Origin of the sequence: Tritonibacter aquimaris (assembly GCF_009617595.1) — a bacterium.
Lineage (GTDB): Bacteria > Pseudomonadota > Alphaproteobacteria > Rhodobacterales > Rhodobacteraceae > Epibacterium > Epibacterium aquimaris.
In genome coordinates this window covers 1-25,304 of the sequence record NZ_WIXK01000005.1, presented here as the reverse complement: position 1 = coordinate 25,304, position 25,304 = coordinate 1, and the positions used below count along the sequence as shown (strand labels likewise).

General features: G+C 55.1%; 24 protein-coding genes, 1 tRNA gene and 2 rRNA genes. 4 read left to right on the top strand and 23 right to left on the bottom strand.

Features of this window, described 5'->3' with window-relative positions; translation table 11 throughout:
• The first annotated feature begins 100 nt into the window (after window positions 1-100).
• Entirely contained in the window at window positions 101-457 is a 357-nt protein-coding gene (locus GG681_RS10435; protein WP_153547863.1) for a hypothetical protein, read from the top strand.
• Window positions 458-537: 80 nt separating this feature from the next.
• Here GG681_RS10435 and GG681_RS10430 read toward each other — a convergent pair whose 3' ends face one another.
• The 10 genes from GG681_RS10430 to GG681_RS10385 all read right to left on the bottom strand — a co-directional run bounded on the left by GG681_RS10430 (window position 538) and on the right by GG681_RS10385 (window position 13,203).
• Window positions 538-1,587, bottom strand: a complete 1,050-nt coding sequence (locus GG681_RS10430; protein WP_153547861.1) for a transporter substrate-binding domain-containing protein — start codon at window positions 1,585-1,587, stop codon at window positions 538-540.
• Between the two features lie 10 nt (window positions 1,588-1,597).
• Entirely contained in the window at window positions 1,598-2,677 is a 1,080-nt protein-coding gene (locus GG681_RS10425) for a transporter substrate-binding domain-containing protein (RefSeq protein WP_153547859.1), read from the bottom strand.
• 101 nt (window positions 2,678-2,778) lie between these two features.
• Complete coding sequence (locus GG681_RS10420; protein WP_153547857.1) at window positions 2,779-3,915, bottom strand: hypothetical protein; 1,137 nt, start codon at window positions 3,913-3,915, stop codon at window positions 2,779-2,781.
• A gap of 241 nt (window positions 3,916-4,156) precedes the next feature.
• Window positions 4,157-7,063: an isoleucine--tRNA ligase gene (gene ileS / locus GG681_RS10415; RefSeq protein WP_153547855.1), complete on the bottom strand. Its 2,907-nt coding sequence runs from the start codon at window positions 7,061-7,063 to the stop codon at window positions 4,157-4,159.
• Window positions 7,064-7,353: 290 nt separating this feature from the next.
• Window positions 7,354-8,577, bottom strand: a complete 1,224-nt coding sequence (gene nqrF, locus GG681_RS10410; RefSeq protein WP_153547853.1) for an NADH:ubiquinone reductase (Na(+)-transporting) subunit F — start codon at window positions 8,575-8,577, stop codon at window positions 7,354-7,356.
• A 16-nt stretch (window positions 8,578-8,593) separates the two neighbouring features.
• The gene (gene nqrE, locus GG681_RS10405; RefSeq protein ID WP_153547852.1) at window positions 8,594-9,202 is read right to left on the bottom strand and encodes an NADH:ubiquinone reductase (Na(+)-transporting) subunit E; all 609 of its coding nucleotides are present in this window, start codon (window positions 9,200-9,202) and stop codon (window positions 8,594-8,596) included.
• The gene (locus GG681_RS10400) at window positions 9,202-9,855 is read right to left on the bottom strand and encodes an NADH:ubiquinone reductase (Na(+)-transporting) subunit D (RefSeq protein ID WP_153547849.1); all 654 of its coding nucleotides are present in this window, start codon (window positions 9,853-9,855) and stop codon (window positions 9,202-9,204) included. The genes nqrE and GG681_RS10400 overlap by 1 nt, the downstream gene beginning before the upstream one ends.
• Window positions 9,855-10,664, bottom strand: coding sequence for a Na(+)-translocating NADH-quinone reductase subunit C (locus GG681_RS10395; protein ID WP_153547847.1), 810 nt, complete (start codon window positions 10,662-10,664; stop codon window positions 9,855-9,857). The genes GG681_RS10400 and GG681_RS10395 overlap by 1 nt, the downstream gene beginning before the upstream one ends.
• The gene (locus GG681_RS10390; protein ID WP_153547845.1) at window positions 10,657-11,856 is read right to left on the bottom strand and encodes an NADH:ubiquinone reductase (Na(+)-transporting) subunit B; all 1,200 of its coding nucleotides are present in this window, start codon (window positions 11,854-11,856) and stop codon (window positions 10,657-10,659) included. Before GG681_RS10390 ends, GG681_RS10395 begins: the two co-directional genes overlap by 8 nt.
• Window positions 11,857-11,859: 3 nt before the next feature.
• Window positions 11,860-13,203 (bottom strand): Na(+)-translocating NADH-quinone reductase subunit A, encoded by a 1,344-nt coding sequence (locus GG681_RS10385; protein WP_328593343.1) that lies wholly within the window; start codon window positions 13,201-13,203, stop codon window positions 11,860-11,862.
• A gap of 172 nt (window positions 13,204-13,375) precedes the next feature.
• On the opposite strand from GG681_RS10385, the gene GG681_RS10380 reads away from it, so the two are divergent.
• Together GG681_RS10380 and nqrM are read left to right on the top strand one after the other, a co-directional pair.
• Window positions 13,376-14,407, top strand: a complete 1,032-nt coding sequence (locus tag GG681_RS10380) for an FAD:protein FMN transferase (protein WP_153547843.1) — start codon at window positions 13,376-13,378, stop codon at window positions 14,405-14,407.
• Window positions 14,408-14,425: 18 nt separating this feature from the next.
• The gene (nqrM, locus tag GG681_RS10375) at window positions 14,426-14,653 is read left to right on the top strand and encodes a (Na+)-NQR maturation NqrM (protein WP_153547841.1); all 228 of its coding nucleotides are present in this window, start codon (window positions 14,426-14,428) and stop codon (window positions 14,651-14,653) included.
• A 33-nt stretch (window positions 14,654-14,686) separates the two neighbouring features.
• Here nqrM and GG681_RS10370 read toward each other — a convergent pair whose 3' ends face one another.
• Entirely contained in the window at window positions 14,687-14,872 is a 186-nt protein-coding gene (locus tag GG681_RS10370) for a hypothetical protein (RefSeq protein ID WP_153547839.1), read from the bottom strand.
• Window positions 14,873-14,955: 83 nt separating this feature from the next.
• Here GG681_RS10370 and GG681_RS10365 point away from each other — a divergent pair, with 83 nt between their 5' ends.
• Entirely contained in the window at window positions 14,956-15,477 is a 522-nt protein-coding gene (locus GG681_RS10365; protein ID WP_153547837.1) for a CBS domain-containing protein, read from the top strand.
• A 20-nt stretch (window positions 15,478-15,497) separates the two neighbouring features.
• Here GG681_RS10365 and GG681_RS10360 read toward each other — a convergent pair whose 3' ends face one another.
• The 12 genes from GG681_RS10360 to GG681_RS10310 all read right to left on the bottom strand — a co-directional run.
• Entirely contained in the window at window positions 15,498-18,008 is a 2,511-nt protein-coding gene (locus tag GG681_RS10360) for an AMP-binding protein (protein ID WP_153547835.1), read from the bottom strand.
• Between the two features lie 221 nt (window positions 18,009-18,229).
• Window positions 18,230-19,120: a DMT family transporter gene (locus GG681_RS10355; RefSeq protein WP_153547833.1), complete on the bottom strand. Its 891-nt coding sequence runs from the start codon at window positions 19,118-19,120 to the stop codon at window positions 18,230-18,232.
• Window positions 19,121-19,173: 53 nt separating this feature from the next.
• Window positions 19,174-19,776, bottom strand: a complete 603-nt coding sequence (locus GG681_RS10350) for a DMT family transporter (protein WP_153547831.1) — start codon at window positions 19,774-19,776, stop codon at window positions 19,174-19,176.
• A gap of 18 nt (window positions 19,777-19,794) precedes the next feature.
• Window positions 19,795-20,022, bottom strand: coding sequence for a hypothetical protein (locus tag GG681_RS17890; protein WP_235899888.1), 228 nt, complete (start codon window positions 20,020-20,022; stop codon window positions 19,795-19,797).
• Window positions 19,992-20,147: an ATP-binding cassette domain-containing protein gene (locus tag GG681_RS17885; protein ID WP_328593342.1), complete on the bottom strand. Its 156-nt coding sequence runs from the start codon at window positions 20,145-20,147 to the stop codon at window positions 19,992-19,994. The genes GG681_RS17890 and GG681_RS17885 overlap by 31 nt, the downstream gene beginning before the upstream one ends.
• A gap of 213 nt (window positions 20,148-20,360) precedes the next feature.
• Window positions 20,361-20,654 carry a hypothetical protein gene (locus tag GG681_RS10340; protein ID WP_153547829.1) on the bottom strand — a complete coding sequence of 98 codons (294 nt, stop codon included), beginning with the start codon at window positions 20,652-20,654 and terminating at the stop codon, window positions 20,361-20,363.
• Window positions 20,644-21,675, bottom strand: a complete 1,032-nt coding sequence (locus tag GG681_RS10335) for a hypothetical protein (RefSeq protein WP_235899886.1) — start codon at window positions 21,673-21,675, stop codon at window positions 20,644-20,646. The genes GG681_RS10340 and GG681_RS10335 overlap by 11 nt, the downstream gene beginning before the upstream one ends.
• A gap of 17 nt (window positions 21,676-21,692) precedes the next feature.
• Window positions 21,693-22,097: a DUF4383 domain-containing protein gene (locus GG681_RS10330; RefSeq protein ID WP_153547825.1), complete on the bottom strand. Its 405-nt coding sequence runs from the start codon at window positions 22,095-22,097 to the stop codon at window positions 21,693-21,695.
• Window positions 22,094-23,578, bottom strand: coding sequence for an FAD-binding oxidoreductase (locus GG681_RS10325; RefSeq protein WP_153547823.1), 1,485 nt, complete (start codon window positions 23,576-23,578; stop codon window positions 22,094-22,096). The genes GG681_RS10330 and GG681_RS10325 overlap by 4 nt, the downstream gene beginning before the upstream one ends.
• A gap of 392 nt (window positions 23,579-23,970) precedes the next feature.
• Window positions 23,971-24,047, bottom strand: a tRNA-Met gene (locus tag GG681_RS10320).
• A gap of 43 nt (window positions 24,048-24,090) precedes the next feature.
• Window positions 24,091-24,205: ribosomal RNA gene (gene rrf / locus GG681_RS10315) — 5S ribosomal RNA — on the bottom strand.
• Between the two features lie 109 nt (window positions 24,206-24,314).
• Window positions 24,315-25,304 (bottom strand): 23S ribosomal RNA (locus GG681_RS10310); the annotation flags it as partial.

Sequence of the window (25,304 nt, the reverse complement as noted above, 5' to 3'; positions counted from 1 at the left end):
TACCCCACCAGAAGAGGTTACACCTATCCTAAAGTGTCCGGTCAAATTTTAGACAAACTCGCGTAAAAAGAGTTAACACCTTTTGAACGGGAGCGCAGCAATGGTAACAATCGCAGACCACACCCAAGGCATCCAGCGCCAGGGACCTGCCAATGTAGCGCAGTCCCGCTCTCCGCTCAAAGTCAATGCAGCTGAACACAGCCCGCAGGTCAATCAACGTAGCTATTCTCAGCAACACCAAGCCAGACAATCGCAGCTTCATCAGAAAGCGCAGCAGCTTTTTGAGCAGCGCACGGAACGTTTTATCCCCGCAAACATGGCGATGGAGCAATTGGTACGGGCACGGATGGACAATCCGTCAAATCTGTCACCAACTTTAAAAATGATCGAAGCCGTTCGCGATCTTCGCTCGGGCGTTCTTGCTGGGCCAATTCCAACAAGTGCAATCTACGCCTAAACGCCGCGCGACTGCTGTATTCAAAAAACGTTTAGGACCTGCCAGCCACAGCCAGCAAGCCCACTTTTATAGAACTGCACTTACTGCAGCTGTGACCAGAAGTGCTCAAGATGACGGTTCAAAATCTCATCGAACTGACCATTTTCACGCAAGGCTTTCAGCCCCGCATTCACCCGATACAGATGTGAGGTGCCACGCCAATGGCGTTTGGAAATAACCACATGCAGGCCAATCTCCGCAAGCGGTTGCTCCAATGGAACAACATCACCGCGCAGACCTTCCTGAACCAGCGTATCCGCACCCAAGAATAGGTTCATGGCAACAGCATCGACCTCGTGCCGCTGCAACAGCGCAAAACATTCTCGTGGGTGCACTGGGGCCAGAACAGTAAGGTTGTCCACATCCAGCCAGGCGCGGCGCGTCGTATCCGCATCTTGGTTGAAATAGCCATTGGGGCGACACAGTGTTTTGCCAACCAAATCCTCAGGGCCGCGATAATCAAAGCTACGGTCAGCCTCAACAAAAAGCATCACTGGCACCGTCACCACCGGATCTGAGAAGTGGAAGTTCACACAGCGCTCGTTTTGCGGGTTCAATTCACAGTCTGGTTTGACCCAGGGGAAGCCCATATCAAATGTCTTCTGGTTCAACAGCGGGAACAGATGTTTGGTCCAGTCCTCTTCCCAGTTGATGGTGTAAGACACAGGTGAAGGCGCTTCATTCAGGGCAGCATTGACCAATTCCGTGACCATGCCTTGTGCAGGCAGATTTTGATCGGAAAACGGGCCATAACTCCCACCTGTCAGCAGCGTCAGCTCTACATTTCCGGCGGGCTGCGGCGCTGGTTTGGCAGGCTCAACCTTGACTGGAACGGCCGGTTTTTCCTCTTCAGGGCACGGTATGTAAAGCGTGCGTCCAGGAATGACCGTCGTCTGCGCCAACATCCGTTGATTGCGCTCATAGATCAGTTTCCAGTGTTCGCGATCGCCAAAATGCGCCTCGGAAATGGAAAAGAGATTGTCACCCGGCTTGGCCACATAGTTTACATCGCACAAAGCAAATGCAGCAGAGGGTGCAAGCCCCCCGGCCAGTCCAAGGCGCAAAATCCATTTTAACAAAGGTTTTTGCATCACCATCCCCTTAGAATCCGGCCCAGATACGTGCCATGTGATCTTCGACGATGCGCTGGTACTCTCCGTTTTCGCGGATCTGTTTCACCCCGTCATTCACAATCGCCAGCAACGCGTCGGCCTCAGGGTGAGATTTATGCACAACGATGTAATGCGACTGAATTGAAATCGGCTGTGGTACGATCTGGATTTTTTCGTTCAAGCCCAGCTCGCTCATCTTGTCACGGCCACCAAACTCATTCAGCACCAGCGCATCGACCTTGCCATTCAGCACCATGTCAAAGCACTGCTCATGCGTGTCGCCGATCACCAGCTCAATTTTATTGTCGCGCAGCAGGTTACGACCGTTTTCATCAAAGATGGTGGTGTCATACCCTTTGGTCCGGCAGATCACCTTGCCGAGAAGGTCTTCGTCGGTGTTGTACTCAATCGGGCGGTCAGCCGCAGCAAACATCAGTGTCAGAGTCTCAAAAAGCGGCTCCGAGAAATAAAGGTTTGCGCAGCGATAGCTGTCGGGCAGCTCATCACAATTCGGACGATACCAGGGAAAACCAATATCCAGCAACGCGTTCGACAACAGCGGATCAAAATGGGAATCCCAGGAATCAACCCAGTGGATTGCGAACCCCCGCTCTGGATCTGCTGCCGTCATTGCGGAGTTCACCAGATCAGTGATTAAGCCGCCATTGTGAAGATCTTTGCCTGAAAACGGTTTAAAATCGTCTCCGGTAAGGAGGTTGATCTTATGTCTGACCGCTGCATTCCCTGCCGCAATCTGCACCGGCTGCGCCGCCACGGGGGTGGCCTCACTAATTGCACGGCCGCCTTCCAATCCTGTTGGCAAGCCACCAATACAGGGAATATTTAGCCTCATGCCAACACGGATCGCATTAGGGCGCGGGCCGATTGTGCTGATGTTTTGGGTGTGGATAGCGCTCCACTTGCCAACATCCTTATAAAGATGATCGGCAATCACCGACAAGCTGTCGCCTGATTGCACTGTATAGACGCCGCCACAGCTCTGCGCTGCGGCTCCCTGTGCGGCCAGAATTCCTAATCCCAGCGTCGCAGCAGCTACAAAATTCTTCATGATGTCTCCCTAAGGCAAGGCAGCACGGTGCGCAGACACCGCATATTCGTTTTCAAAAGATATGAGGAGGGCCAGCCCCATATAGGGTGCTGGCCTAAGTCTTATTTACCTGCAAACAAGACAAGTATGGTTTGGCTGTCGACGCGCCCATCCGCCAGGATCAAACTGGATGGCACGGTCACGCGCCCTGCGGCATAGGTTTCGTTGATCAGCTGATCAAGCTCAGCCTCGGTACGCCCTTCGGCCAATGCATTAACAACCAGATCAAAGATATAGATGGGTTCGTCTTTTACCGCTTCTGTTTTTGGCTTGCTCAACGCAGCCAAGGTGCCGCTGGTCATTTTCTGTGTCAGTGCCGACGCCTGCTCTTGTGCTTCAGGTCCATCTGGCAAAGCAGAAAGATAGCTCACCAGTGCAAGCTTTTGCGCGGTGCTTACATGCGGCGCAGAGACTGTTTTGGGCGCTGCGGCAACGGGTTCAATCCGATCTGCCTCAGCACGCTCCTGCTCCCAGATCTCTTTGGGGCTTGCCTGAAACAGCGACGCCGACGCAAAAGCGGCTTTCTCAAACACGTCGTCATTGGCTGTATCGACGCGCGGCGCGGGTTCAGCAGTTGTTTGAGAAGGGGCAAGCTTGGCCACAGCAGCTGCAATGGCTTCGGCGGTAACATCGCCGTTCGCGCCCGCAACAGAAGCCTGAACAGGCGCAACAATCGCGGCTTTATCTGCATCAACCTGAGCTGTCACCACATCCGCTTGCACGGCTGGCGCAGCAGTCGCGGGCGCAGCAACGGCAACGTCTTGCGCGTCAGAGCCACCGGCGAATTGCATCACACCCAGGCTCAGCGCGACGGTACCAAGAACGGCGGCTGTCAGTCCCAGCGGCTTTAATGAGGACCGCGACGCGACGGGATTGGGCAGATTTGCTTCGCCCTGCGCGCTTGCAGAAGCAAGTTTCGATGTGGCAGCGATCTGCGGCTTTTGCACTTTGGCAGCAGATTTATTTTTTGCTGCAGGCTTTGCAGCACGCAATGGAGGTTGCTGCCCCGCGTCGACGGGCTGCTTTTCCACTTGTGCCGAACGGAGTTCAGCCTTTGCGTTGGGCGACTTCGCCTCCGGCACAGGTTTTAGCGAGATTTTGATATTTCCAGTTGCGGAAACACTTTTTACTTGTACGCCACCGGTAGAAACCGGCTTTGCGGCAGCATCACTATCAACATCGTTCAATTGCTTTGGCATTAAAAACTACCCCCCGATAGTTGGCACCCAGACTGCGAGTTGCCACAGAAAATCTGCATTTTGTTAAGGGTTTTTTAACCAATGCTTGTGAATCGGTCAACATTTTGTGGCTTAATCGAGATCAGCCACTTCAAACTGTGGCAGTAAAAACAACTAAAAGGAGAATTAATCTCCCCGCGTAACTCAGAACAAAAAGAGCGCCCAACAGAGCGCTCTTTTAACCGATCATACAGTGACGGCTTTAACCAATCGCATCATCACAGCGTTTACACAGCCCAGGAGAGCCGAAATTGCCCACATCTGGCAGGATTTTCCAGCAGCGCAGACATTTCTCCCCCTCGGCCTTTTCAAACACCACCGAAACGCCATCCACCTCCGGCATGCGGAACGCTTCTGCCGGGCTTGGATCATTGCTCAGGTTGATGTCGGAGGTGATGCAAACATCTGCAAACTCGACCGACTGCAGTTGTTCCAACAGTTCCGCTTCACGCACATGCACAACGGGCGCGGCCTCTAGCGAGGACCCGATGACCTTGTCGGTCCGCTGCACTTCCAAAGCGGCTGTCACCACGCGGCGCGCCTGACGGATCTTTGCCCATTTCGCGGCCAGCGGCTCATTCAGCCAATCGCGCGGGGTATCGGGCATATCCACCAGATGCACCGAGCTGTCATCACCCGGATACCGTTCCAACCAGACCTCTTCCATGGTGAACACCAGAACCGGTGCCAACCAGGTGGTCAGGCGATGGAACAACAGGTCCAGCACGGTGCGCGCAGCACGTGCATTCAATGTGTCACCATCGCAATACAGCGCATCCTTGCGGATATCGAAGTAAAACGCCGACATATCAACGGTGGCAAAGTTAAAGATCGCCTGCCACACCCCATTGAAATCAAACGCCTTATAGCCCTGACGCACGGTGTGGTCGAGCTCGGCGAGGCGGTGCAGCACCCATTGCTCAAGCTCGGGCATGTCCTCCGGTGCAACGCGCTGCTCTTCTTTGAAATCGCCCAACGACCCCAGCATGAAGCGCATGGTGTTGCGCAAACGGCGATAGCTGTCAGCGGTGCCTTTCAGGATTTCCGGACCAATCCGTTGGTCGGCGGTGTAATCCACCTGCGAAACCCAAAGCCGCAGAATATCTGCGCCATACTGTTTAACGACTTCATCCGGCACAATGGTATTGCCCAGGGATTTGGACATTTTCATGCCCTTGGCATCCAGGGTAAACCCATGCGTCACAACGTTTTTATATGGTGCACGCCCCTTGGTGCCGCAGGCCTGCAACAGCGAGGAATGGAACCAGCCGCGGTGCTGATCGGTGCCTTCCATATAGACATCAGCAATGCCGTCTTCGGTGCCATCTTCGCGGTCACGCAGCACGAAGGCATGGGTAGAGCCGGAATCAAACCACACATCCAGCACATCAAACACCTGATCGTAATCGTCCGGGTTCACCACACCATCAAGCACCTTGGCCTTGAACCCATCCTCATACCAGACATCCGCGCCCTTCTCTTCGAAGGCTGCGATAATGCGCGCGTTGACCTCTTCGTTGCGCAGCAGGAAATCCGCATCCGTCGGCAACACACCTTTCTTGGTGAAACAAGTGAGCGGCACACCCCATGCGCGCTGGCGCGACAATACCCAATCCGGACGGGATTCGATCATGGAATACAGACGGTTACGACCGGTCTGTGGCGTCCACTTTACCAGCTCGTCAATGGAACGCAGCGCGCGGGTGCGGATGGTGTCACCCATCTCGCCCATACCATCATCAAGCTTGCGGTCCACCCCAGCAAACCACTGTGGAGTATTGCGATAGATGATCGGTGCTTTGGAGCGCCAGGAATGCGGGTAGCTGTGTTTGATCTTGCCACGCGCCAATAGGCCACCAACTTCAACCAGCTTGTCGATCACCGCTTTGTTGGCATCACCCTCGCCGCCTTTGCGGTTCAGGATGTATTTGCCACCAAAGAACGGCAGATCCGCGCGGAAACCACCGTCATCCATCACGTTATAGGTGATGACCTGCTCCAGCATGCCCAGATCGCGGTAGAGCTCAAACTCTTCCATACCGTGGGACGGCGCGCAGTGGACAAAACCGGTGCCTTCGGTATCGGTGACAAACTCGGCGGCGCGGAAATCACGAATGTCATCCCATTCGCCATTGCTGCCTTCGGCCCCTGCAAGCGGGTGGGACAGTTCCACACCTTCCAGCTCAGATACTGGGACATCGGCAACGCGGGTGTATTGATCTTCCGCAAGGCGCGCGCGTTTGAACACATCTGCCGCCAAATTGTCAGCCAGCAGGTATTTTTCACCCACTTTCAGCCAGCACTCATCCGGGGTGCCGGTGACTTCATAAAGACCGTAGGCAACGTTTTCGCCATAAACCACCGCCTTGTTGGATGGCATGGTCCAAGGGGTCGTGGTCCAGATCACCACATAAGCGCCCGCGTGTTTGTGATCTGCGTTGGTGACTTTGAACTTCACATAGATGGTGAAGCTTTCCTTGTCGTGATATTCCACCTCGGCCTCGGCCAGAGCGGTTTTTTCAATTGGCGACCACATCACAGGCTTTGAGCCCTGATAAAGCGTGCCGTTCATCAAGAACTTCATGAACTCATCGGCAATCACCGCCTCAGAGTGATAGTTCATGGTCAGATAGGGATCTTCCCAATTGCCCGCGATACCAAGGCGTTTGAACTCTTCGCGCTGGATATTTACCCATTTATCAGCAAAGGCACGGCATTCCTGACGGAATTCCACCACATCCACGGCGTCTTTGTTTTTACCCTTTTTGCGGTATTGCTCTTCGATTTTCCATTCGATCGGCAGACCGTGGCAATCCCAGCCTGGAACATAGCGTGCATCAAATCCCATCATCTGATGGGAGCGCACAATCATATCCTTGATGGTTTTGTTCAGCGCGTGACCGATATGCAGGTGGCCGTTTGCGTAGGGGGGGCCATCGTGCAGCGTGAAAGGCGTCCGCCCCTCTTTTTCGCGCAGACGGTCATAAACGCCGATTTTTTCCCAACGTTCCAGCCAGGCTGGTTCACGTTTGGGCAGGCCCGCACGCATGGGGAAATTGGTCTTGGGCAGGTTCAGCGTGTCTTTGTAGTCAGGTGTTTCGGCGCACATCGGTGGCGTCCTTATGCATAATCGGATCTGGATATTGGGATATTGCGGCGCGAAGTCTCAAGCGCCTTTGCCCGGCGTCTCACTTGCTCCCAAATGGGATCAGAGCGCCGGGTATATAATTCGAATAATGATGGCCGCACGGTGGGACATAGGCTGGGTTATAGGCGTTCGCTTGAGGCGGGTAAAGGGGGCAGGCTTAAGGGAGCCCAGCGCATCATAAAGACAGTACAATCAACACCAAGCGCCCAACAAAAAACCCGCGCCCTGAGGCGCGGGTTGATGTATATTGATCAGCCACCAAAGTCATCAAGCATGATGTCTTCGCGGTCAACGCCCAGCTCGACGAGCATATTGATGACCGAGCTGTTCATGATCGGAGGACCACACATGTAGAATTCGCAGTCTTCGGGTGCCGGGTGATCCTTCAGATATTCATCGTAAAGGACATTGTGAATGAAGCCGGTATAGCCGCTCCAATCATCTTCCGGCATCGCATCAGACAGCGCCACATGCCAGGTGAAGTTCGGGAACTCTTTGGCGAGTTCATCGAAATCTTCAACAAAGAACATCTCTTTCTTGGAACGCGCACCATACCAGAAGGTAATTTTGCGATCCTTGTTCTTCAGACGCTTCAGCTGGTCAAAGATGTGGGAGCGCATTGGTGCCATGCCCGCACCACCACCGATGAAGACCATCTCTTTTTCAGTCTCGCGGGCGAAGAATTCACCAAACGGACCAGAGATTGTCACCTTGTCACCTGGCTTCAGGTTAAAGATGAACGACGACATCTTACCAGCAGGGATACCAACAGAACCCGGAGGCGGCGATGCCACCCGCACGTTCAGCATGATCATGCCTTTTTCATCCGGGTAGTTTGCCATCGAATAGGCACGCTCGATCGGCTCTGCCACTTTCGATTCATACTGCCACAGATTGAACTTGTCCCAATCTTCACGGTATTCTTCACCGATGTCGAAATCGGTGTATTTCAGTTCGTGGGCCGGGGCTTCGATCTGAATATAGCCGCCCGCGCGGAAGTTCACATCTTCGCCTTCCGGCAGTTCCAGAACCAGCGCCTTGATGAAGGTTGCAACGTTGTCGTTGGAACGAACAGTACATTCCCACTTTTTCACGCCGAACACTTCTTCGGGCACTTCGATGTTCATGTCCTGCTTCACCGCGACCTGACAGGACAGGCGATCACCTGCACCCGCTTCGCGCTTGGTGATGTGGCTCTGCTCGGTTGGCAGGATCGATCCGCCACCCTCGTGAACCTTCACACGGCACTGTGCACAGGTGCCACCCCCGCCACAGGCGGAAGGGACAAAAAGTTTCTGTTCGGCGAGTGTCTGCAAGAGCTTGCCCCCGGCCGGAACCGAGATCGTCTTTTCGCCATTGATCGTAATGTTCACATTACCTGTGGACACCAGTTTAGACCGGGCCGCCAGAATGATCGCGACCAAAGCCAGAACGATCATAGTGAACAGGAAAATACCTAACCCAAAGGTTGCCATTTGTGTTGCGCCTCCCTCAGAGCTTCACGCCGCTAAACGACATGAATGCCATGGCCATAAGGCCTGCGGTGATAAAGGTGATGCCTAGGCCCTGCAGGCCCTCGGGAATGTCAGAATACTTCAGCTTCTCGCGCACGCCAGCCATTGCTGCAATTGCCAGTGCCCAGCCAAAGCCGGAAGCAACGCCATAGGTAACGCTTTCAGAGAAGTCATACCCACGTTCCACCATGAACAACGAGCCACCCATGATGGCGCAGTTCACGGTAATCAGCGGCAAGAACACACCCAGCGCATTGTAAAGCGGCGGGAAGTATTTATCGAGCACCATCTCAAGGATCTGAACGATCGCCGCGATCACACCGATGTAGGAAATCAGACCCAGGAAGGTCAGGTCCACATCGGGGAAACCCGCCCAGGCCAAAGCGCCCGGATTAAGAAGATAGGTGAGAAGCAGGTTGTTTGCTGGCACGGTGATGGTCTGAACGATCATCACCGAAATCCCCAGACCAATGGCGGTTGCCACCTTCTTGGACACCGCCAAGAAGGTACACATGCCAAGGAAGAAGGACAGCGCCATGTTCTCAATGAAGATGGCCTTTACGGCCAGTGAGATAAGACCTTCCATCAGTGCGCTCCCACTGTCTGGATCTTATATTCACGATCTTCTACCTGCTCGGGCTTCCAGGCACGTACCGCCCAGATCAGCAGACCGATCACAAAGAAGGCAGAGGGCGGCAGCAGCAGCAGACCATTGGGCACATACCAGCCACCGTTGTTCACGGTTGGCAAAATGGTGATGCCAAACAGCGAGCCAGAGCCAAACAGCTCGCGGACCACGCCAACACTCATCAGCAGCAGACCATAGCCCAGACCGTTGCCGATGCCGTCGATGAAGGATTCAATCGGCGGGTTTTTCATCGCAAAGGCCTCAGCGCGGCCCATCACGATACAGTTGGTGATGATCAGGCCAACAAAGACCGACAGTGTTTTCGAGATTTCAAAGGCATAGGCTTTGAGCATCTGATCCACCACGATCACCAATGAGGCGATGATGACCATCTGAGCGATAATCCGGATCGAACCAGGGATCTGGTTGCGGATCATCGAGATGAACATCGATGAGAATGCGGTCACCAAAGTCACCGCCAATGCCATAACAAAGGCCACCTTTAGCGAGGATGTTACCGCCAGCGCGGAACAGATCCCCAGAACCTGTAGTGTGATCGGGTTGTTGTCGACCATCGGGTCGATCAACAACTCGCGTTTTGTCTGAGCCATCAGATCTCTCCTGCCTTGAGGTTCGCCAGGAAGGGGCCGTAGCCCGTCTCATCCATCCAGAAGCGGACCAAGTTGTGCACACCGTTCGAGGTCAATGTCGCACCCGCAAGAGCATCAACATAGTAATCCGTCCCCGCAGCCGGTGGGGCTTTTGCAACGGTGATCTGCAGCACACCGTCGTCGTCGCGCAGCTTCTTGCCGCGCCACAGGGCTTTCCAACGCGGGTTATCTACCTCGGCACCCAGGCCTGGGGTTTCACCCTGGCTGTAAAACTGCAGCCCGAAGATATCGTTACCGTTCGCTTCAAGCGCGATGAAACCATACATGGTCGACCAGAGGCCATAACCGTGCAGCGGCAGCACCACCTTGTCGATATCACCGTTTTCTGCACGCAGCAGGTAAACGGTGACATAGTTGCTCTGACGCGCAATACCTGCCGGATCTTCGGTCAGTGCACGCGAAAGCTCAGGATCATCGGCCGCGGCGCGATCATCAAAGCTCACAGCATCAAACTGATCAGAGAATTCACCGGTCGCGAGCTCAAGCACATGCGGCTCAAACTTTTCAAACGCCTCGGTCACATCCTCACCCGCGGTATACTGACCGGCGACCTGAAGAATGTTGACCTGCTTGTCACGCAGCTTGTTCTGTTCCTGCAGCGGACGCAGCGAAACCGCTGCAGCCGACACCACCATCGACGCAAACAAGCACAGGCTTACCGCGATAAAGATGGTTTTTGGCACCGAGTCCGTGGGCAGGGCCAGAAAGCGGCCAATAGGGCCTTTTGGCTTATTGGAGGTATCAGACATTGCGACGTGCCCTCCTCTTGATGTTGGCCTGAACAACAAAATAGTCGATCAGCGGCGCAAATACGTTTCCGAACAAAATCGCGAGCATCATACCTTCGGGGAAGGCCGGGTTCACGACACGGATCATCACGACCATGAAACCAATCAGCGCCCCATAGATGTAACGCCCGGCATTGGTATGGGAGGCAGACACAGGCTCGGTCACCATAAAGACCAGACCAAATGCGTAGCCGCCAATCACCAGATGCCAGTACCACGGCATCGCAAACATCGGGTTACTGTCCGAACCAACAAGGTTGAGCAGAGTTGAGAACCCGATCATCCCGGCAAGACAGCCCACCACCAGACGCCAGTTGGCGATCTTGGTAATCAGCAGGAAGGCAAGACCAAACATACAAGCAAGGGTCGAGGTCTCACCGATGGAGCCCTGAACGGTGCCCAGGAATGAGCTCATCCAGCTCATGCCATTGGCCGCCAGCTGCTCATAACCTTGGCTGGAGCCAACCGACAGTGCGGTCGCGCCAGAAAAGCCATCAACCGGTGTCCAGATGGTGTCACCCGACAGTTGCGCCGGATAGGCAAAATACAGGAATGCCCGCCCGGTTAGCGCCGGGTTCAGGAAGTTTTTCCCAGTCCCGCCAAAGACTTCTTTGCCGATGACAACACCAAAGGAAATCCCCAGTGCAACCTGCCAGAGCGGAATGGTCGGCGGCAGGATCAGCGCAAAAAGCATAGAGGAAACCAGGAAGCCTTCGTTCACTTCGTGGCCACGCACGGTAGCAAAGACAACTTCCCAGATGCCACCCACCACAAGCGTGGTGATGTAGATCGGTAAGAAGTAACTCAGCCCGTGGATAAAGTTGGCAAGCGGGTTCTCAGGATTAAAGCCCACCCCGATCGCTTCGATGATCGAAGCGCGGATCCCGGTTGCTTCCAGCGACTGCAGCGCGGTGTTCGCCTGCAGACCAACATTATAAAGCCCGACCAGGATACAAGGTATCGTGGCGATCACGACATAGGTCATGATCCGCTTCATATCGATGTAGGATCGCGCGTGTGGCGCGACCGTAGTGACCGTCTTCGGCGTATAAAGGAAGCTCTCTACCATCTCATAGATGGGGAAGAGTTTCTCATACTGACCGCCTTTTTCAAAATGCGGTTCGATCCGGTCAAAGAAGTTGCGAAGACCCAAGCCTTAGCCCTCCTTCTCAATTTTGGTGAGACAGTCGCGAAGCGCAATGCCATATTCATACTTAGCTGGGCAGGCAAAACCGACCAGACCAAGATCTTCTTCATCCAGTTCAAGCGCGCCGAGGAGTTGCGCCTGATCCGTATCCATTACCAAAAGCGCACGCAAAAGTTGCGTAGGCAGGAAGTCTTGCGGCATCAGCTCTTCAAAGGTGCCAATCGGCACCATGGCGCGACGCCCACCGTTGAGATTGGAGGTCAACGGGTAGAGTTTTTTCGAAAAAGCCGAGCCAAGAACCGGCTGGAACGCAAACTTGGAGGGCATCGGACGGATCCAACCCATCGGGATCTGCTTGTGATCTTCTTCGATCATGGTCAGTTGACGGGCATAACGCCCCAGGTAGCTGTCAGCACCGCTGCCCATACGACCGCTCAGCACGGAACCGGACAGCAGCCGCAGCGCCACACCACTTTGGGCCTCTCCTTGGGTGAGTTCCTCCATCGAGGCTCCCGCAACCGTACGGATGAGTCGTGGATTGGCACATTCAGGACCGCACAGGGAGATGATTCGTCTCGGATCGTAGGTCCAAGTCTCCACAAATCGACCAATTGCGATGACGTCCTGATACCCGATTGTCCACACGAACTTCTCGGTGTTTGGCACCGACAGGAAGTGGAGGTGGGTGCCCGAGAGACCAGCAGGGTGCGGGCCCGCAAAGGTGGCAACCTCGACACCTTCGATATCACCACCGGGGATGTCTGCATCCGGTGCTTTACACAGGTAAGTCGCCCCCTCGCTCAGCCCAGCAATCGCTGCCAGGCCTTTGGCAAAAGCATCCCCCGCATCCGCAATCACCACCGCTGGGTCTGCTGCCATTGGCTCGGTGTCCATCGCATTGACAAACAATGCTGCTGGGCGGGTGTCTGGTTCGGGAACTTTAGAATAGGGACGGGTTCTAAATGATGTCCAAAGCCCTGATTCACAAAGCTTTTTTATAATTTCCGTTTCGGTTTCATCTTGTCCGGTCTTGGAAAAATCAACTGGCTTGGCAAGCGATTCATCCACCTCGATTTCGACGCTGACCAATACCCGTCGTGCGCCCCGGTTGACGGCCTTAACACGGCCGGTCACAGGGGAAGTGATCATCACTTCGGGTGAATCCTTGTGGAAGAACAAAGGCGCGCCAGCTGCGACGACATCCCCCTCCTGCACAAGCAATCTGGGTTTCAATCCAATGTAGTCAGCGGCGACGACGGCGGCGGTTTGAATCTGGTTCCCGCTCCCAATCTCTTGGGAAGGAGCTCCCTTCACTGGTAGATCAAGACCTTTTTTGAGCTTGAAGTTTTGCACGCTACTGGCCTCCGGTATCCGCTGGTGGCCATATGCCGCGTTTTTGCGGCGGCCAAAAGGGTCATTTTGACCATTTGCGTCATTTTAGTGTTGAAAGCGTAACCAAAACCAAAGAAAAGCCCTCAACAAATGCGACGAGGACGTCGCGAATGACCCACCGGAGGCCGTGACCATGCAACCCAGCCTGAAATTCTCCCGACGTAGCTTTATTTTGGCATCGCTCGCTCTGGCAGCCTGTAAAAGCGGAACATCTGTTTCCGAACTTTCCGGCTCCACCATGGGCACCAGCTATTCGATTGCAGCCCTGGATCACAGCGGCGCGCTCGACATGCAAGTGGTCAAAAAAGCAGTTGAAGACAGCCTGTCCCGCGTCAACGTATTGATGTCGAACTGGGACGCCAGCTCCGAGGTTTCGCGCTTCAACACTGCTGCAAATACCGCACCTATCGCGGTATCCCCTGAACTCGCAAAGGTTGTATCAGCGGCGCAAGACGTTCATATCGCAACCGAAGGTCAGTTCGACATTACGCTTGGCCCGGTTATCGAAGCCTGGGGTTTTGGCGCACGCGGCGCACATGCTCAGACCCCTGCCCCGGCAGCCCTGAATGACGCGATGCAAAGCGTTGGCACTGCTTCGGCGCTGAGCCTGAACGGCAACCAGCTGCAAAAGAACAACCCCAACACTCAGATCTACCTTTCTTCCATTGGTAAGGGCTTTGGTGTTGATCTGGTTGCAGACACGCTCAAAGGTTTTGGCCTGAAAGATTTCATGGTGGAAATCGGTGGTGATCTTTATGTAGCCGGCCTCAATGAAGGTGGTGAAAAGTGGCAGATCGGTATCGAATCGCCTGACGCGCTGAGCCGCCGCGCTTATGAGATCGCTTCGGTTTCGAACATGGGCATGGCGACCTCCGGTGATTATCGCAACTATTTCGAACAAGATGGCCTGCGTTATTCCCACATCATCGACGCACAGACCGGCCGTCCGATCACCCACCAGACCGCTTCTGTAACTGTTCTTGCTGAAAACGCGATGCTTGCAGATGCTTGGGCCACTGGCCTGCTGGCACTGGGTCAGGAACGCGGGCTGGAAGTTGCGAATAAACATGACCTCGCGGTAATGTTCATTGATCGCAAGGACACAGACGGTAAGTCAGGCTTCGTAGCTGCAACCAGCAAGCGATTCGCACAGTTGCAGGCCTAAACCTTCGCAGGAGCGCCTATGGAAACCTTCCTACTGACATTTTTTCTCCTGACACTCGTCGTAAGCGGCATGGCGCTTGGGGTGGTGTTTGCTGGAAAATCCATCAAAGGCAGCTGCGGTGGCCTCAACGCCATCAGCGATGCAGATCAGTGTCTCGTGTGTAAAAAAGACATCGACCCAAACAGCCCTCTGCGTGAGCGGCTGATGTGCCCACGGGCAAAAAAGATGTTGGACGACATGGAATAAGGTCCCGTTTTCAGGACCTTAATTCCTCAAAAATCAGGAATTGGTCGCAATCGGAAGAAATGCGACCAATCCCAAACAGATCGCAGCAACACCGCCAAACAGCCAAAGCTGCCAGCGTGGTCCCTCTGCCGCCCAGACACGGCGGTAGCGATAGCCTGCAAAACACGCCATCACAAAAATCAACAATGCAACTGCTGGGCTGAGTGTCAGATCAGACAATCGTGGTGTTCCTTCACAAGGTTTCTTTGGTTTAGGCTGGTACTTACAGTCAAAGAGCAACCAACAACAAGGAGCCAGTTTATATGCCAACATCCTTCCAGGCCCCCAGCCGTAAAGATAAAGCATCTAAAACAACTTACAGCCAAAGCGCTGCAAGCAATGTCTCGCAGGCTGCCACCACTGTTGCGGATATTTTACAAAACAAAGGCGGAGAGGTCTTTGCCGTCGGGCCTGATATAACCTTGCGCGACGCAGTGGTTGAATTGCGCGACCGGCACATTGGTGCGCTTTTGGTCAATAACGCGGAAGGCGCGCTGATTGGTATCGTCTCAGAACGTGACATCGTACGCAAACTGGCCGACAGCCCAGGCCAGACCCTGCCAATGCTTGTTTCCGACGTCATGACCCGCGAAGTGGAAACCTGTGCACCACAGGATCCACTGATTTCAGTGCTGCGCGCAATGACCGCCGGCCGGTTCCGCCACATGCCAGTGGTAGAGGGTGACACTCTCGTTGGTATGGTCACCATTGGCGATGTGGTGAACCATCGTCTGAATGAGCTGGAGCACGAAGCCATGCAGCTCAAACAGCTGATCGTCGGCTGATTTTCATCTGTCCTGCGGGCCTATCGCACGGCCCGCAGTTGGCGCCAAACCGGCAGCCGCAATCGCGCAAGCTGGCGCAGCCCACAGGCCGCCAGTAGCCCGATCACCACACCCCCACCAATCGCCACAACATCGGTTGCACCTTTTGATAGGCTCAAACCGACTTCCTGTGAAAGCCAGGGCATGATCTCTTCGGGCACAAACCGGTGCAGCAGGTAGATCGGAAACGCCGCCTGCGCCATATACATGACAGCACGCACACCAAGGCGTGGCATCGGCACGCGCGGAACCCACAAAAGCACCCCGGTGAGCGCCAAAAGCCCCATGTATTTGTACCAGGCCCCATACCAATTGCCACCAAGATAGGCTGCGGTTGGGAAAATCACCATCGCCGCGGCCAGAACCAGCATGCGCTGCGCAAGGGTCTTTGCACAAGCCACACACCATCCCAACGCAAAGAGATAGAACACCCAGGGCAGCGAAAACTGCGACCGCCCGGCAGGCAACGGCCAAAGTTCTGGGACCGTCACTCGCAATGCCACCGCAAAAACAAGCAAGGCTGCACCCGCAGCAAACGGGTGCGATCGCACCGTTTGACGCATTTTTGGCGGCCAGAACAGAAGCAACACCAGCAGGCTCATCTGCACATAGGCTTCAACGAACCAATAGAGATACGGCAGCATCAAATGGGTCTCGGGCGTCGTTATTGCAAAGTTTCCAAGCAATACCACAGAGACCCAGGGCACCTGCTCCCATACCAGCGCATAGCCCGCCAGCACCGCAAAATAAGGCCCCAGAACGCGCAAGGTTGGCTTCATGAATTGCCAGGGATCTCCATCACTTAGCGCGTTCAGGCGATGATCCGCGACGCTCATCCCCAGCAAAATCACCATTGCGGCCGCGCCGCCATAAACGGGGATATTGGTCTGATGCGCGATCACCACCGCCAAAATCGCCAACACCCGCGCCAGAAGCGGCACGCTCACCATGGAACCGGATCTAAGTGGTTTGCGCAGGTCTTTGATCGGGGTCTCTTCCCAATTGTCCGGCAACCCGCCAAGGATACGATCCAGCGTCAGCGACAGCTCCACATGTTTAAGCGAATCGCCACCAAGATCAGCAAAACTTTGATCGGGGGCTACGGGTTCTGGTGCAAAACACTGGGCAAAAGCCTCTGCCACCCCTTTGGTTTCGCGGCGAACTGGCTGCATCTGCCTTAACGCAGGGTAGTCGATCTTTCCATTGGCCCGGCGGGGGAAAGACTTGCAGGACACCAGTTCAATATGGCTACGCCCAATACCTGCAAGATCTGCAGCTTTCTGCGCCAACGCTTCATCAGCTGTGGCGGCGGCAATATATAAGGTGTCGTCATCGCCCCAGATCGCGGGTTCATAGCCGTGCTCCCAAAGCCCGCGTTCCAGCGCATCATGGCCAATACGCAGCCCGGCGATTTTGGACATGCGCGACAGCCGCCCGGTGATACGGTAGATCCCATCTGCATCACGCTGCGCCAGATCACCGGTTGCAAGCTCAGCAATCTCGGCGCCCTTTTGCAAATCCTGCGCGTCACTGGCGTAGCCCATCATTACGTTGGGACCGGTGTAGATCAGCTCCCCCTCGCCTGCGCCTGTCACGATCTGTCCGGTTTCATTGCGCAACATCAAGGTGCCGCCGGGAATGGCACGACCCATTGCATCTGGGTGTGAACAAGCAAGATCTGGAGGAAGATAAGCAATACGCGCGCAGGCTTCGGTCTGGCCATACATCACAAAGAAACGGCCGGACTGGCGTTCCATGATCCCAGACCAGCGTTGCACCGCATCTGGTGCCATCGCCCCGCCTGCCACCGTCAGGGTCTTCAACTCTGCTGGTAGCTGCGCCGCAAGCCCCACGTTGTCGAGCATGGTGAAATGATGTGGCACGCCAGCAAGGTTTGTGGCCTTCGCGGCGGAAAGCTCGTGCAGGAAGTTTCCTTCCAAAACAGAGCCTTCGGCGAGCCACAGGCTTGCGCCAACGCGCAGATGGGAATGCAGAACCGACAGACCGTATGAATAATGCAGCGGCAAAATAAGCGCGGCGCGATCGTGGCTGCTGAGCTGGAGATACTCTGCAATCGCCTGCGCATTTGATTGCAACGCCGCCTGTGACAGGCGCACCCCCTGCCCCTGCCCTGTGCTGCCGGAGGTCTGCAGAACCAGTGCCAGATCATCGTGAAACTTGGCGCTCGGGCCGATGTGAACCAGCCTATCCGAATAATGATATGCCGCCTGAAACCGCGCCAGCGCCTGCCCGGACGCGCTGCCAACGGGGAGCGGTAAAACCGCATGCCCCGCAGACAATGCACCGATATATGCCGCGATTGCATCCGGCCGAGGGGCCATTTCAATAGCAATTAAGGCGCGGGCTTCAGGCAATTTGGCCGCAAATTCCGCAGCACAATCTGCAAGTGTATTGTAGCTGATGGTTTCGCTGCGAAACCGCAAACAGGGCGCATCACCAAAACCGCGCAGTACATCCAAATCAAAAAACATCAACTCACCCCTATTCGCGGGCGCTGATATTAAACCTTATAGTTTTTGTAAAGCTCCGCCCGGACCCTGCGAAAACCACGCGCGAACTCTGGCCTAGATCAGATCTGAAACGGTTAAAAAACAGTTGCGTGGCGACGCATTCGACCCAACGGTTCAAACACCCCCTCACGCCACTTGCATTTTTACCAAGCATAAAACACGGCAGAAAAGTAAAATGCACCTTAACGACTGGCCCGGTGATAGCCCATCAGGCTGAGCGCAAGGAGCGCGGTGCCCCAGACCGCAAGCGGTGACAGTGCTGCGCCCAAAAGTAGCGTATCAATCCCATAGCCCAGCGCCACCGCAACAAGCAGTGCCATCGACATCGTCGCAACCGTGGCCTGGCGCAGCGCTGTCAGCAAAAAGAGCTGATAGAGCAGGCCCAAAATACCAACCGCGATCAATCCGCTGGTATTGATCAGCGCAAACTCAGCTGCCAGGGGCCAGCTGTCCAAAAACAGCACGGCGCAGGCCAAAATCCCGGTGGAATAGAGAAAATACATGATCAGGACCGCATCCGGGCTTTCGCATTGCGACAGGCGCTTGATTTCAAACAGGGCCAGCGCCCCACACAGCGCCGAGCAGATACCCAGCGCGGCGCCAAGGGGATCAACGCTGGCTTCGGGCTGCACAATCAATGCAACGCCCACCAGCGCACCCAGGATCAGCAGCGCGCGATGATCAAGCCGCGCCGCCCCCGTATAGACCGAAATCCCATAGGTGAAGACCGGCACCATATATGAAAGACACAGTGCCGTTGACAGTGGAATAAGCGAGATCGAGCCAAACAGGCAGGATACTGAGGCCAGCCCCAAAACGCTGCGCAGGATGTGGCGCGCCGGGCGAATGCTGCGGAAATCAAAACCGCGCCATTGCAAGATCAGCAGATATATCAGTGCAGAAAAGGCAAAACGCGCCAGCAGGATCAGCTCGGTTGTGAAACCTGCGCTGAGTTTCACCGCAAGCCCCATCAATGCAAGGCTCAGCGGGCACAAAAACAGGCTTATGCGTCCCAAAACGCCGCCTGCCTGGTTGCTGGGCTGGACATCAGATGGGTGGCTGGAGCTGGCCATGAAAAACTGCCTGTGGTGATCAAAAGACATTCACAGGCAGTTGGCACATTCCATCATGAATTGGCAACGCTGGTCTTGCGCCGGAACAGCCCCGCTTTGAGCATGGACATCCACATTGCAGTGAGGATCAACACTGTCGAAAGCGCAAAGGTCCAGCCCGGCACCACATCAAACAGCGCAAAATCTGCAATCACTGCAAAGACCAGCGACAGGTATTCAAAGGGGGCAAGTTTGGACACTTCAGCCTGTTGCAGCGCCAGTGTCATCATGATGTGGGCAATGCCTCCGGCCGCGCCTGATCCACACAGCAGCAGCCATTGCGCGGGTGTTGGCTGCACCCAGCCCAGGCCCGCGGTGGCCCATCCTGCCACTGCGCAGGTGAGCGCGAAATAAAACGCAATAGCGCCTGCGTTTTCCGTCAGCGCCAGTACCAGGCCAATCATATAGGATTGATCAATCGCAGCTCCGGTGGCTTTGGGCAGCACCAGCACCAGCATACCGATGAAACTGACCACTACCGCCAGCCAGCGGGTCGCACTGACCTCTTCGCGCAAGATGAAATGCGCCAAAATCACCGCCAGCATCGGCGCGAGATATCCCAGGACCGAGGCATGGGCGAGCGGCAAATAGCGCAATGAAGCAAAGGACGCAAACATCGCAATACAACAAAATCTTCATTGCGCCGCCTCCAGATATTTCAGCGCGCCAAGCGAGCGCGCAGCTGATGCCAGATCGCGGGCATATGCGCTTGCTGGGGCTGCAAAAAAGGCGTCGCGAGTTTGGAAGGCTTCGACCTTGCCAGCGCGCAGCAACAGGATGCGGTCTGCATAGGTCGCAGCAAAGCCAAGATCGTGGGTCACAACAATATAGGTCAGCGCTTTTTCGCAGCGCAGCTGATCCATGCGCTGCCGATTTTTTTCTGCACCAATGCATCCAACGCACTGAGGGGTTCGTCAAAGATGATCAGGTCTGGCTCTGTCACCGATGCGCGGGCAAGGCAGGCACGCTGGGCCTGACCAAGCGACACCTGCCGTGGCAGGCGATCATAATATTCTTCAGATAGTTCATGGGGCCCAAAAGTGCTGCAGCAGAAGCTCGCGATCCCAAAAGCCGAGGCGCTGCTCCTTTAACAGGTTACTCACAGTCAAAACACCGCAACCGAGCCAAGCCGCGAGCCCCGCAGATGTCCAACACCCGTACATCGCAGCAACGAGCGGCAAACCTGTACGACTTTCAAGTATTAAAGAGAATTCGGCACAGGCAAACATCCCGGCAGCCCAGCAGGCAGCACAACCAAAGCGCCGCGATTGTATAGCGCACGAGCGAAGCCCGTCTCGTTGGCACTGACTGTAATGCTATAGTCAGAAAGGGAGAGGATAGACGCCGTTTCGGGAAGCGCTGCCACAAAACCTTTGGGCGGAAAGAGCACCACATATGCCGGGGCGTCATCTGTTGAAACCGCCACCACCAGCAAGATCGCAATCCAGCCAAAGAACAGACAGGGCAAAGCTATGAGGAGCGATCTAATAGTCATGAACATGTTCCAGGCGTTGACCGTTTTTCGCCATAGCGCGCAGCCGCCCCGCGAGTTCTGAAACCTTTACCAGTATAAGATGGCGGTGATCCGCACGTCCCTGCCGCGCGGTGCTGTAAATTGCCCCGTCCATTTCGGCGGTTTCGCTCAAGACCGTGAACATGATGTCATCATTGCCGGCGATCTCAACAAAATTGACCCCATCTTGCGCAAGCTTTTGCAACAATAGCGTCAAGGCGCGATAGCGTGGTGCCTCAAGCTCTATGCCGCCTGCATGTTCGGCTATGATTGAAACGGACTCGATGTTTTGCAGATACGCCTGATCCACGTCGCGCACCACCATGCGAAGGCTTAGCGCGTCCTGCCCTACCTGCGCCACAGCATCGTTGATCACATTCGCATAGGCCGCTTTGACGCCATATTCGACCCCCAGCGCAAAGCGCCGTTCCCGATCGCGCAGGCTATCCCCCGCTTTTTGGTGCAATTCAGCCCGGTCCCTTTGGAACGGCCATTTATACCACGGCACCTGCTGCAGGAACTTGGCGTAGCGACCCGCTTGCGCTGCAGAAACATCATCAAGCGCGGCGCGTTCATCCCCCCGCACAAGCGTGGCGAGGCGCCCAAGTGTTTCTTCATAAGCCGCTTTCAATAGCAATTCAGCGGTGAAGCTTACGCCAATCACATAGACCATCTGTTTGGTTGGTCCATCTATGTCGCCATGGGCCGCAGAGGCAGAGGTCAAGGAACACAATGACGACCAGAACCCGGAAACCGCGCGTAGATAGCCAAAATCATGGGGATCTCCGGTCTTTAGCACATGCGCATAATCTTCATAGGCGTGCACGATATCCCATTCTGGATAGGTCATGAGGGTGCGTGTTTCGGGACGGTGATACGCGGCTGAAATCACCGGTTTGTATGGCAGCACCTGTGCACTGCCTTTACATGCGGTCTCCACATAGGCAATCGGAGCAAGCAGCGCGACCGCGCAGATCAGCACGACTAACAGCAGCCGCTTCATATATCTCCACAGTAGCCTCATCCTTTTGCGCCCCTAACCCCCGCCCAAACCCCGAGCCCGCCCAAGGCCAGATGGGGCAGATTGGCGAGAAAACGTGGCAGTGACCAATCTGTTCCAAGCGACGCATTGGTGAAAATCCCAAGGTCCAGGAACCCGTAGCCAGTAAAGATCCCAAAGACCCCATCCCCAAGATACAACAGCCCAAACAAGATCAGGAATTGGCGCGCGGCTCGATACGAGACAATGCCAGCCGCCAAAGCCCACAGCGCAGAGGCCACATGCAGCGCGTCGTCATAGATGTCGAGCGCAAAGATACCAAAAGCCAGGCCATTTTCATCTGTCAGTCCCGGCACATAGTTCAGCGAGGCGGCGATCATCAGCGCCACGAAATAGCCAAAACACAGTTTCTGCAAATTGCTCATAACTGCCCCAGATATTGATCCCAAAGATTATTACGCAGCAACAGACCCGGGTCGAGCTCACGCTTGGCCTGCGCAAATTCAGCCGCGCGCGGATAGGATCTGGTCAATTGATCAACTGTCGCATGGGGACGGTACGGAAGGTAATAAGCGCCACCCAGGTCTACAACACGGTCGATCAGATTGCGGGTCATACGCGCCTGATCCGCTTCTGCTCGTTCCGTCAGCTCCTGACTAAACGACATAACGGCCGCTATTCGCGGGACCGGTGCAAATGACAGCACGGATTGGTCATCTTGCGCCACATAGCGCAGCGTTACGTTGAGAAATTCCTGATAGGATGCGGGGATCACCTCACGGCAGGCATCAACAAAACGGTCAAACGCATCAAAGCCCACAAAATATTCATGCAAGATGTCGGTCCGCTGTGGATCATGATCATCCAATGTCACCACCGGCTCATTCAGAAGCGAATTTCGGGTGGTCGGGCCACCGCCAAGCGCAGGGCCAAGGCGGGTTTCATTCCACCAGCGGAACGTTTTCAGCGCTTCGTTACCCAGTTGTGCACGATAGATACGGCTGGCAGCATGGGCCATCCATCCTGATCCATCTGCAGCTGGAAGCTCTTGTTGATCCTCTGCTTCACGGTAGGTCACCAGAAGCGCGTGTTCAAAAAACGTTTCGCGTTCAACATTCAGACGGCCATAGGCCATTGTGACCTCTGGATCATTGACCGCTTGTCGGAAATTGGCGGCAAAGTCGGCGGTATCCATCACGGCGTAGCTTGGTAACAGCCTGGTGTTTTTAACCATTTCCACATCCATATCGATGATCACACCAACCAGCCCGTAGCCCCCCATGCCCAGATTAAACAGCTCCGCGTTTTCATGCGGTGAGCAGATGACCAGTTCGCCAGACGGTAAAACCATGCGCAGGGATCGCACCGTAGATCCCATAGGGCCAAACGGAACGGGCCAGCCGTGCGCGTTGACGGAATAGGTCGCCGCAAGTCCAAAGTCATTGTTGGATTGCATCACTTTGGGCGACCAGCCCAGGGGATCCAGTGCAGCGATAGCATCAGACCAGCGCGCCCCAGCATGTGCGCGGTAGATCTGGTTGTCGCTGTCGATTTCGATCGCGCCATTTCGGAAGCTGATCGCAGTGCCCTGCCGCGGAATTGCCTGCCCCCCCATGGAATGGCGCGCTGCACCAACGTTTAAAGGCCGTCCAGCGGATCGTGCCTCTGCCATTTCCAGCCGAACCGCATCAACAAGCGTCTGGTCGCTTTGCGCGAACTGCAGATGCGAGTGAACCGGGGTTGCAGACAAGCCACTGGCGTCGTTCAGGATAGTCTGCCCCCGTGGCGCAACAATGGGTTTGGTCCCTGCATAGGTAGGAAGATCGGGACGAAACAGCCCTGCTGCTGCCCATCCTGCCAGCCCCCCTGCGCCAAAGAGAGCTGCCCGCCGTGTGACCTTTCTCATCTCGTGGTCCCTTTTGTCATTTGATGCTCACATGGGCGCCATGTTGAGATCAGCGTGTTTGAAATCCATCTGGCTTACCAACATGCGGTATGTGGCTGATCTTTACTAAATTAATCAGCACCACACTGTTCACAAGGGCGGGAAAACCACAGGTTTTGACAATGTTACTGTGACTCAGCCACTCAATGATGAGCTACGGGGCGATGTTTGGGCGGGGTGGTGCGTAATCTGCGGATGTGGCGCAGGCTCGCAAACAAGTGCTCATTCACCGTCACATTGACGACCAGCGCAGTTGTTCTTTGCCCGTTTTTGTATTTTTCAACCTGCGGAACGCAAGACGGCCCGCTTGCTCGGCGGGTTTTGATTTTGTTTTTTTGTGTGGGTATTTTATTTGGTTGCGGGAGTAGGATTTGAACCTACGACCTTCAGGTTATGAGCCTGACGAGCTACCTGGCTGCTCCATCCCGCGTTGGTTGTTTTTTTATCGTTTTATAGAGATTGGTATTATCTAGGTTTGGCGGTGACCTACTCTCCCAGGGCTTAAGCCCAAGTACCATTGGCGCTGAGGCACTTAACTTCCGGGTTCGGGATGGGACCGGGTGTTTTGCTCTTGCTGTTGCCACCAAACCGAGGCAATACCATGCGTTTTTCGCTTACACTCAAGGTTGTCCAAGTTAGTTTTGCTTTTGGTGTTTTGTTTGTTCAGTGTGTATTTTGACACTATCTATTTCTGGAACAAATCAAGCCTATCGGGCAATTAGTACCGGTCAACTGAGTATGTTACCATACTTACATCTCCGGCCTATCGACGAGGTGGTCTACCTCGGCCCTCAGGGATACCTTGTTTTGAGGGGGGCTTCCCGCTTAGATGCCTTCAGCGGTTATCCTTTCCGTTCATAGCTACCCAGCACTACCATTGGCATGATAACTGGTCCACCAGTGGAACGTTCACCCCGGTCCTCTCGTACTAGGGGCAACTCCTCTCAAGTATCCTACACCCACGGCAGATAGGGACCGAACTGTCTCACGACGTTCTAAACCCAGCTCACGTACCTCTTTAAACGGCGAACAGCCGTACCCTTGGGACCTGCTCCAGCCCCAGGATGAGATGAGCCGACATCGAGGTGCCAAACACTGCCGTCGATATGGACTCTTGGGCAGTATCAGCCTGTTATCCCCGGCGTACCTTTTATCCGTTGAGCGATGGCCCTTCCACTCGGGACCACCGGATCACTATGGCCGACTTTCGTCTCTGCTCGACTTGTCAGTCTTGCAGTCAGGCTGGCTTCTGCCATTGCACTCAACGAGCGATTTCCGACCGCTCTGAGCCAACCTTCGCGCGCCTCCGTTACTCTTTAGGAGGCGACCGCCCCAGTCAAACTACCCGCCACGCAGGGTCCCGGATCCCGGTAAGGGACCGCGGTTAGGTATCAAGAGTGCGAAGGGTGGTATCTCAAAGGAGGCTCCACGGTAACTTGCGTTACTGCTTCGATGCCTACCACCTATTCTGCACGTCACAATCCTGATACCAGTGCGAAGCTGTAGTAAAGGTGCACGGGGTCTTTCCGTCTAACCGCGGGAAGCCTGCATCTTGACAGGCAATTCAATTTCGCTGAGTCGATGTTGGAGACAGCGGGGAAGTCGTTACGCCATTCGTGCAGGTCGGAACTTACCCGACAAGGAATTTCGCTACCTTAGGACCGTTATAGTTACGGCCGCCGTTTAC

What these genes read in the sequence shown, in the direction of transcription:
- GG681_RS10360 (WP_153547835.1), bottom strand. Translation starts at nt 18,008, where the DNA reads ATGTTTTTTGATTTGGATGTACTGCGCGGTTTTGGTGATGCGCCCTGT.
- GG681_RS10430 (WP_153547861.1), bottom strand. Translation starts at nt 1,587, where the DNA reads ATGCAAAAACCTTTGTTAAAATGGATTTTGCGCCTTGGACTGGCCGGG.
- GG681_RS10325 (WP_153547823.1), bottom strand. Translation starts at nt 23,578, where the DNA reads ATGAGAAAGGTCACACGGCGGGCAGCTCTCTTTGGCGCAGGGGGGCTG.
- nqrE (WP_153547852.1), bottom strand. Translation starts at nt 9,202, where the DNA reads ATGGAAGGTCTTATCTCACTGGCCGTAAAGGCCATCTTCATTGAGAAC.
- GG681_RS10355 (WP_153547833.1), bottom strand. Translation starts at nt 19,120, where the DNA reads ATGGCCAGCTCCAGCCACCCATCTGATGTCCAGCCCAGCAACCAGGCA.
- GG681_RS10425 (WP_153547859.1), bottom strand. Translation starts at nt 2,677, where the DNA reads ATGAAGAATTTTGTAGCTGCTGCGACGCTGGGATTAGGAATTCTGGCC.
- nqrM (WP_153547841.1), top strand. Translation starts at nt 14,426, where the DNA reads ATGGAAACCTTCCTACTGACATTTTTTCTCCTGACACTCGTCGTAAGC.
- GG681_RS10380 (WP_153547843.1), top strand. Translation starts at nt 13,376, where the DNA reads ATGCAACCCAGCCTGAAATTCTCCCGACGTAGCTTTATTTTGGCATCG.
- GG681_RS10350 (WP_153547831.1), bottom strand. Translation starts at nt 19,776, where the DNA reads ATGTTTGCGTCCTTTGCTTCATTGCGCTATTTGCCGCTCGCCCATGCC.
- ileS (WP_153547855.1), bottom strand. Translation starts at nt 7,063, where the DNA reads ATGTGCGCCGAAACACCTGACTACAAAGACACGCTGAACCTGCCCAAG.
- GG681_RS10435 (WP_153547863.1), top strand. Translation starts at nt 101, where the DNA reads ATGGTAACAATCGCAGACCACACCCAAGGCATCCAGCGCCAGGGACCT.
- nqrF (WP_153547853.1), bottom strand. Translation starts at nt 8,577, where the DNA reads ATGGCAACCTTTGGGTTAGGTATTTTCCTGTTCACTATGATCGTTCTG.
- GG681_RS10330 (WP_153547825.1), bottom strand. Translation starts at nt 22,097, where the DNA reads ATGAGCAATTTGCAGAAACTGTGTTTTGGCTATTTCGTGGCGCTGATG.
- GG681_RS17890 (WP_235899888.1), bottom strand. Translation starts at nt 20,022, where the DNA reads ATGGATCAGCTGCGCTGCGAAAAAGCGCTGACCTATATTGTTGTGACC.
- GG681_RS10335 (WP_235899886.1), bottom strand. Translation starts at nt 21,675, where the DNA reads ATGAAGCGGCTGCTGTTAGTCGTGCTGATCTGCGCGGTCGCGCTGCTT.
- GG681_RS10365 (WP_153547837.1), top strand. Translation starts at nt 14,956, where the DNA reads ATGCCAACATCCTTCCAGGCCCCCAGCCGTAAAGATAAAGCATCTAAA.
- GG681_RS10420 (WP_153547857.1), bottom strand. Translation starts at nt 3,915, where the DNA reads ATGCCAAAGCAATTGAACGATGTTGATAGTGATGCTGCCGCAAAGCCG.
- GG681_RS10340 (WP_153547829.1), bottom strand. Translation starts at nt 20,654, where the DNA reads ATGACTATTAGATCGCTCCTCATAGCTTTGCCCTGTCTGTTCTTTGGC.
- GG681_RS10395 (WP_153547847.1), bottom strand. Translation starts at nt 10,664, where the DNA reads ATGTCTGATACCTCCAATAAGCCAAAAGGCCCTATTGGCCGCTTTCTG.
- GG681_RS10400 (WP_153547849.1), bottom strand. Translation starts at nt 9,855, where the DNA reads ATGGCTCAGACAAAACGCGAGTTGTTGATCGACCCGATGGTCGACAAC.